A 7,012-nucleotide genomic window follows, 5' to 3' on the forward strand; every position below is an offset into this window, starting at 1 on the left:
CGATGATCGCGCCCAGCGTGCAGGCACCATCCCTGGGGTCCGAATCCCAGGACAAGGACACGGCAGCGGAAGAATCGTTGCTGCGCCGTCTCTCAGGACTGCGGGGCGCCCGCGTCGCCGTCACGGGCGGGGGTGGTCTGGTCGGAAGCCGGGTGGTCGCGCTGGCGCGCCGGGCCGGTGCCTCCGTCGCCGTGCTGGACCGCTTCGACGCGTACCCGGAGGACGTCCGCGAGCTGTTCGGACTCGACCGGTTCGGGGCCGAGTTGGCCGTCGGCGACATCTGCGACCGGGACACCGTGCGCCGCGTCGTCAAGGGCGCGGACTACGTGATCCACGCCGCCGCCTACGCCGACGTCGCAGCCTGCGCCCGCCACCCCGACGTCGCCTTCGAGGCGAACGTGCGCGGCACCGAGATCGTGCTGGAGGAGATCGCCGCGGCCCCGGTGCGTCGGCTGGTGTTCATCTCCTCGGCCGCCGTCTACGGCAACGGCCGCCCGGGCGTGACCGGTCCGCAGGTGTTCCAGGAGGACCAACTCCTCGTCCCCGTCTCGGTCTACGCGAACACCAAGCTGTGGGCCGAGCACCAGGCACGGCTGATGCTGGGCGGCCCCGGCCGGGCCGAGGTCACCGTGCTGCGGTACTTCTCGGTCTACGGGGACCCGCAGATCCCCAAGCCCGGCAGCCACTCGTGGATGGTGGCGTGGATGTCCATGCACGCCCACCTCGGCCTGCCGATCCACCTCAACGGCGGCGGCGTGCAGGTGCGCGACCTCGTCCACGTGGAGGACATCGCGGCGGCGACCGTCCTCGCGCTGGTGGAGGAGCGCGCGGCCGGCCAGGTCATCAACATCGGTACGGGCACGCCGACTTCGGTGCGCGAGGTGGCCAACCTGATCGCCCCGCACTACCCGGGTTCGCGGCAGATCGTCACCCCGCTGCCCGAGGGCGACCCGCTGGGCGGCTACGCCTCCATCGAGCGGATGCGCGAGTGCCTCGTTCGGGCAGTACACCCTGGTGCCCGAGTCGGCGGCGATCGCCGTCCGTAAGGACGCCCCGTTCGCCCAGGCGGCACTGGTCGGCTGCGCCGTCACCACCGGCGTCGGTGCGGCCGTCAACACCGCCAAGGTGCGTCCGAGCGACACCGTGCTGGTCCTCGGCTGCGGCGGCGTCGGCCTCAACGCGATCCAGGGCGCCCGGCTCGTCGGCGCCCGCAGGATCATCGCCGCCGACGTCTCCGACGAGAAGCTCGCGCAGGCCCGCCACTTCGGCGCCACCGACGTGATCAACAACCGCCGCGAGGACCTCGCGGAGCGGATCGTCCAGCTCACCGACGGACGCGGCGTGGAGGTGGCCATCGAGGCCATCGGGCTGCCGCGCACCATCGAAGCGGCCTACGCGGCCCTCGCCCGCGGCGGCACGGCGGTGGTCGCCGGGCAGGTGGCGGACGGTGTGCGGATCTCCATCGACCCGTTCGTCATGTCCGACCAGGAGCTCTCCCTCATCGGGTCGAACTACGGCTCCAGCACGCCGGATTCGGACTTCCCCCTGCTGATCGACCACTACCTGAACGACCGGATCGACCTCGACTCCCTCGTGACGCGCGTGATCGACCTCAAGGACATCAACGAAGGCTTCGACCACCTCAAGCGCGGCATCGGCATCCGCTCGGTGATCACGTACTGAAAGGCGGTGGCAATCGCATGGCCCTGGAATCGTCCCGGCTGGCCTTCGAGCGGGCTCGCCGCAGCATCGGCGGTGGCGTGGGGTCCGGCCTGCGCGCCGCGATGCCTCCCCACCCGCTCTTCGTGCAGGAGGCACTCGGCGCCCACGTGTGGGACCTCGACGGCGACCGGTACACCGACTACGTGATGGCCTGGGGCCCGCTCCTGCTCGGTCACGGTGACCCGCGCGTGGTGTCCGCGGTGGCCGACATCGTGACGAAGATGCAGGTCGTCGGCACCGGGCACGCGCTCGAGTACCGCGCGGCGGAGGCGGTCCTGGAGGCCGTCCCGCACGGGGAGCGGCTGCTGTGGAGCAACACGGGGACGGAAGCGGTGCAGGTCGCGCTGCGCCTCGCGCGAGCCGCCACCGGGCGGCGCCGCGTGCTCAAGTTCGCCAAGAGCTACCACGGTTGGCACGACACCGTGTACGCCGGGATGTCCGAGGACGACTGCGACCGCCCCGCAGCCCCCGGCGGGCCGGGACAGTCGCCCAGCGTGCTGGACGACCTGGTCGTGGCGCGCTTCAACGACGTACACCTGGCCGAGCGCCTGCTGGGCGAGGCCGTGGAGCGCGACATCGCGGCCGTGCTCGTCGACCCGGTGATGAGCAACGCCGGCGTCGAAGCGCCCGCACCGCAGTTCCTGTCGACGCTGCGGACCCTCTGCGACCGGCACGGCGTCATCCTCGTCTTCGACGAGGTGATCGCCGGGTTCCGGATCGCACGGGGCGGGGCGGCCGAGGCGTACGGCGTGCTACCCGACCTGTCCGTCTTCGGGAAGGCGATGGCCGGGGGCTTCACCCAGAGCGCCGTCGTCGGCCGGGCGGAGCTGGTCGACCAGGTGACCGCCGGTGTGGTGCACGCGGGAACCTTCAACGCCAACCCGATCGCCCTGGCAGCCGTCGAGGCGACGATGCGCGTCCTGGCCGATCCCGCGGTCTACCAGCAGCTCGAGAAGACCTCCTCCGAGTTCGAAGCCCTCGTCGGCGGCGCTCTCGGTTCGTCTGCCGACTTCGGCCGCTTCAACCGGGTCGGCTCGCTCCTCCAGTACGTCCCCGCCGGCGGGGACACCGGGCTCCATGGAACCGGCGGGCTCTGGAGCGTGATCCTCGAAGGGATGCTGCGCCAGGGCTTCCTGTTCATGCCGTCCGGCAAGGTCTTCCTCAGCACGGCGCACACCACCGCCGACATCGAGGCGACGGCCGAGGCCCTCGACCGGCTCCTGAGGAAGCTGTGACATCCGGCCCGGGCCCGGCGGTCTGCCGGGCCCGGGCGGGGTGGGTGCGTCCCGGTGGGGTGGGTCAGGAGAGCAGGCCGTTGTAGTCGGGGAGCTTGAAGGTCTTCTCGGCGTGGCCGCCGTTCAGGTCGGTCCAGTTGTTGCCGACGCTGGCGATGATCGTGTAGCCCTCGTTCTCGACCTTGGTCCGCTCGTCCGTCTTGTACTGCTGGACCGGCTTGAAGAGGTCGCCCAGGTCGCGCCCGTGCAGCTCGTCCACGGTGTAGCCGGCCTTCTCCAGGCTGTAGCGGGTGACGGGTTCGATGAAGTCCACGCGCGCGGTGACGAAGATGATCGCGACCCCGCGCGAGTGGGCGTACTGCGCCAGCTCCACGACCGGCGCCATGCCCGGCATCGTGAACGGGTGGAAGTGCGTCGCGAGGGTGGTGTTGTCGATGTCGAAGACGATCGCGGGCTTCTCGTCCGAGGGCTCGGCCGTGCGCTGCTCGAGGTAGGCGCGGGCGGGCGCGACCGCGGCGGTGACGTCGGCCAGCCACTGCTGCTCGGTCACCGCACCGCCGGCCGCCGGGGCCGCCGCGACCACGGGGGCGGCCGGGGCGGCCGGGGCGGCGACGGCGGGGGTGGCGAGACCGGCGGTGATCGCGGTCGTCAGGGCGGCGGTGGCGACGAGCTGTGCCTTGATGCTCATATCGGTGAATCAGCTTTCGAGTTGAGGGTCGGTCGGTCAGGTGGCCGGTGTGGCGCTCGGGGTCGTGCTGCCGTGGTGCGACCAGGCCACGATGGGCCATTCCTGGTGGTAGATCGGGAACGGCACGTCCTTCTCGATCAGCGGGGTGCCGAGGATGGCGATCCTCCCGAGCACCGCCCCGTCCACGTCGAGCCCGCCGTAGAGGCCGGCGCTACCGTCGACGGTCGGCTTGGCGCCGCTGCCGTCGACCGTGACCGTGACGGTGCCCTGCACCTGGGCCCGCAGGTACGGGCTGACGGTCGCCTTGACGCCCAGCGCGTCGTAGAGGGCGACCGACCCTTCGGCGACCAGGGCGCTGCGTACGGTGGCGGAGCCGGTGAAGGTGGCCTTGACCGGGGTCACGGTGGTGCTGACCGGGTTGGTGACGCTGTGCCAGCCGGCGGCCTTGGTGTAGTCGGCGTGGACGGCCCAGGTGCCGTCGATGGTCTGCCCGACGTCGACGCTGACGGTGCCGTCGGCGCTGACCTCGGCGTAGACCGTGAGGTTGAGGGTGATCACGACCGGCAGCGCGCCGACCATCACGGTGGGGGTGGCGGTGAGGGTGGCGACCGGGATCCTGACCGGGCCGGTGGAGCCGGTGAGGGCCGCGGTGAGGTGCCAGTCGGCGTGCGCGCCCAGATCAAAGCCGACCTCGGCCTGCTCGGGAGCGAGGATGCCGTGGCTGCCCTGGTAGGAGAAGACGACGCTCGGGTCGAGTTCGAGCGAACCCGTCAGTGCCGCCTTGGAGCCGCCGGGCAGCGGGACGGTGTCGTTCGCGTCGAGCTTCAACACGGCCGAGGCCGAGCCGCTGCCCCCGTCGGGCTTCGGCACGTAGGAGACCTTGAGGTCCTTGACCTGGGGGGTGACCTGGATCTTGTGCGGATCCAGCGCGGTCTTGATCTTCGCCCAGGTCTGGCCGAGCAGTTCGGAGATGGTGGCCGGGCGGGTGTCGACCTGCACCTTCCCCGTGCCGGCCGGCTTGACGGCCGTGATCGCCAGCAGCGCGCCCTGCGGCGCGGCGGCCGACGGCGGGCTGTCGATCAGCCGGCCGGTCTGCACGGCGGTGGTGGCCGCGGCGGTGGCGGACGGGCTCGGGACTCCCTTGCCGTCGTCGGCGACCACGGCAAGCTCGGCCTTGCCGGTCTGCCGGTCGTACTTGGTCAGTTGGAGGTCCGCAGCCCCGGCCGCGACGGTCGGTGTCCCGGACGGGGCCGGGGTGGCGGCCGGAGTGCCCGGGACGATCGGGGCCACCGCCTGGGTGACCGACGAAGCGACAGCTGGCGGCGGCGGCGTGCTGGACGGTGTGCGGTCGGCGGCCGGGACCACCAGGGCCACCGCGCGGTTGCCGGGGGCCGGGGGCACCGGCGTGGTCCCGTCGGGCGGAGCCGGTACGGCCTGGGCGGCGGCGCCGTGGTCGGCGGGCTGGGCTGTCGGGCTCGTCGGGTCGCAGGCGCTGAGCGAGAGCACCACGGAGACGACGAGCGCCGGCAGCGCGAGGGTGCGCATGGACATGCGGAGGGTCACCTTCGGCGTAAGGCGGGCAGGGAAGCCGTCGGTATGCGATCAACAAGGTGTCAAGGGCATGCCAGACGGTGAGGTCGGCAAGGTCCACCGCAGGAGGAAGTCCGGGTGGCTACCGGTGCATCGAGGGGGCACGTGGGAGGTGGCCGAAGTCCGCCGTCGGCCGGTGCCGCGAAGGCGCGTCGGCCTTCGCGACCGTGGCCTGGCGCCACAGGGGAAGACGCCAGGCCCAGCCACGGGCAATCCCTAAAACTAGAACCAGTAGTTTTGCCTGGGCGAGAACGTACACTAGTCCGCGGCAACGCCACTACCCGGGGGTAACCGCCAGCGGACGAGAGGACCAACAGATGGGCAGGCCGTCACGGCCACTGCTGACCCGGGACGGAATCATGCGGGCAGCCCTTGCGCTGGTCGACGAGGAGGGCGCCGCCGCGCTGTCGACCACCCGCATCGCGGCCCGGCTGGGCGTGAAGGGGCCCTCGCTCTACAACTACGTCTCCAGCCGCGACGAGATCATCGCCGGAGTCAGCGACCTCATCGTCGCCGAGATGGACCTCGACCCGACCGTCCAGCCGTGGACCGCCGCCCTCGACGCCTGGGCCCGCTCCTACCGCGCCGCCCTCGCCCGGCACCCGAACATGGTGCCGCTGCTCTCCGCCCGGCCGACCCGGTCCGCCGCGGCCCTGCAGGCCTACGCCTGCGCGTTCGCCATGCTGCGGGAGGCGGGCTGGCCCGAGGAGCAGGTGCTCCCGGTGGTCCAGTCCATCGAGTACCTGCTGATCGGCTCCGCACTCCACCTCAACAGCCCGCACGAGGCGGCCTGGACGGACGAGGCGCTCCCGCCCGGGCTCGGGCCGCTGCGCAACGCGCCGCCCGACTTCCGCGAGCAGGCCTTCGAGACCGGCCTCACCGCGCTGATCCGCAGCTTCCAGGAGACCCTGGACGGCCTTCGGGCCCGCCACGACGACTGACGCGGCGACTGGGTCGTAGTCCCCGGAGTCGACAACGATCAGGCAGGGGAGATGGGCTTGCCGGCTTCCGGCAGGGTCGGGGTGTCAGAGGGGCCGAGCAGCCGTCCTCGCGAGCGGGGCGGCAAGCTCGGCGCCGGTCACTCGCACGGCCGTTTGCGGTCCTCGGCCAGCGATTCCGCCGCCGTGCGGGCGAGCTCGCCGAAGAACTCCGCCAGGGCCTGCGGCACCTCGGGGCGCAGGCGGTAGTACGTGAAGCGGCCGTGCGGCTCCGGCTCCACGATGCCGGCCTCGCGCAGCACCCGCAGATGGTTGGACAGCGCGGTCTGCCGCGCACCCGTCTCCTGGATCAGGTGGTTGGTGCACAGGGCCGACTGCGCGAGCAGCGTCACGATGCGCAGGCGCAGTGGTTCACCCAGTACCCGGATGAGGTCGCCCTGCGTCGGCGTCGCCGTGTCGGTACCTGATGTCAGCATGCCTCGATTATCACACATCACTCGATCGTGATACCACTCTTGCCTGATATCACCATGCCGTGATGCGTTGCAGGTGTTCCGGTCGCTCCCGCCCCAGGGATCGGCCGGACGCCCGCCGCACGGCCCCGCAACGGCGCGGCCGGGTCCGGCGTGGAGAACCGTCGCCGCGAGCTACCAGGTCGCCGCGAGCTATCAGGAGGCAACCGCCTTGAGCACCCCCATCCGTAACGTGATCATCATCGGTTCCGGCCCGGCCGGGTACGCGGCTGCGCTCTACACGGCCCGTGCCTCCCTCAAGCCGCTGGTCTTCGAGGGAGCCGTCACCGCCGGTGGTGCGCTCATGAACACCACCGAGGTCGAGAA

General features: G+C 71.7%; 8 protein-coding genes. 5 read left to right on the plus strand and 3 right to left on the minus strand.

Features of this window, described 5'->3' with window-relative positions; translation table 11 throughout:
* Positions 1 to 2 precede the first annotated feature (2 nt).
* From AB0F71_RS25275 to AB0F71_RS25285, 3 genes are read left to right on the plus strand one after another with little or no spacing between them, the layout of a single operon-like run.
* Entirely contained in the window at positions 3 to 1,046 is a 1,044-nt protein-coding gene (locus AB0F71_RS25275; RefSeq protein ID WP_360238316.1) for an NAD-dependent epimerase/dehydratase family protein, read from the plus strand.
* Positions 1,015 to 1,683, plus strand: a complete 669-nt coding sequence (locus AB0F71_RS25280) for a zinc-binding dehydrogenase (protein ID WP_360238318.1) — start codon at positions 1,015 to 1,017, stop codon at positions 1,681 to 1,683. Before AB0F71_RS25275 ends, AB0F71_RS25280 begins: the two co-directional genes overlap by 32 nt.
* Positions 1,684 to 1,700: 17 nt before the next feature.
* On the plus strand, positions 1,701 to 2,957 hold the full coding sequence (locus AB0F71_RS25285; RefSeq protein ID WP_360238320.1) for an aminotransferase class III-fold pyridoxal phosphate-dependent enzyme: 1,257 nt from the start codon (positions 1,701 to 1,703) through the stop codon (positions 2,955 to 2,957).
* Positions 2,958 to 3,021: 64 nt separating this feature from the next.
* Here AB0F71_RS25285 and AB0F71_RS25290 read toward each other — a convergent pair whose 3' ends face one another.
* Positions 3,022 to 3,645 carry an HAD family acid phosphatase gene (locus AB0F71_RS25290; protein ID WP_360238322.1) on the minus strand — a complete coding sequence of 208 codons (624 nt, stop codon included), beginning with the start codon at positions 3,643 to 3,645 and terminating at the stop codon, positions 3,022 to 3,024.
* A 36-nt stretch (positions 3,646 to 3,681) separates the two neighbouring features.
* A complete protein-coding gene (locus AB0F71_RS25295) occupies positions 3,682 to 5,196 on the minus strand; it encodes a hypothetical protein (protein ID WP_360238324.1) in 1,515 nt (504 codons plus the stop codon).
* Positions 5,197 to 5,594: 398 nt separating this feature from the next.
* On the opposite strand from AB0F71_RS25295, the gene AB0F71_RS25300 reads away from it, so the two are divergent.
* Positions 5,595 to 6,176, plus strand: coding sequence for a TetR/AcrR family transcriptional regulator C-terminal domain-containing protein (locus AB0F71_RS25300; RefSeq protein WP_360238326.1), 582 nt, complete (start codon positions 5,595 to 5,597; stop codon positions 6,174 to 6,176).
* A gap of 137 nt (positions 6,177 to 6,313) precedes the next feature.
* Here the strand turns inward: AB0F71_RS25300 and AB0F71_RS25305 are convergent, their stop codons facing one another.
* Positions 6,314 to 6,649: a metalloregulator ArsR/SmtB family transcription factor gene (locus AB0F71_RS25305; protein ID WP_360238328.1), complete on the minus strand. Its 336-nt coding sequence runs from the start codon at positions 6,647 to 6,649 to the stop codon at positions 6,314 to 6,316.
* A 208-nt stretch (positions 6,650 to 6,857) separates the two neighbouring features.
* Between AB0F71_RS25305 and AB0F71_RS25310 the strand changes: the two genes are divergently transcribed.
* Positions 6,858 to 7,012, plus strand: a 155-nt coding sequence (locus tag AB0F71_RS25310; protein WP_360238338.1) for an FAD-dependent oxidoreductase, incomplete at its 3' end; no start/stop codon positions are given.

It is taken from the genome of Kitasatospora sp. NPDC028055, from assembly GCF_040637885.1.
Classification (GTDB): Bacteria; Actinomycetota; Actinomycetes; order Streptomycetales; family Streptomycetaceae; genus Kitasatospora.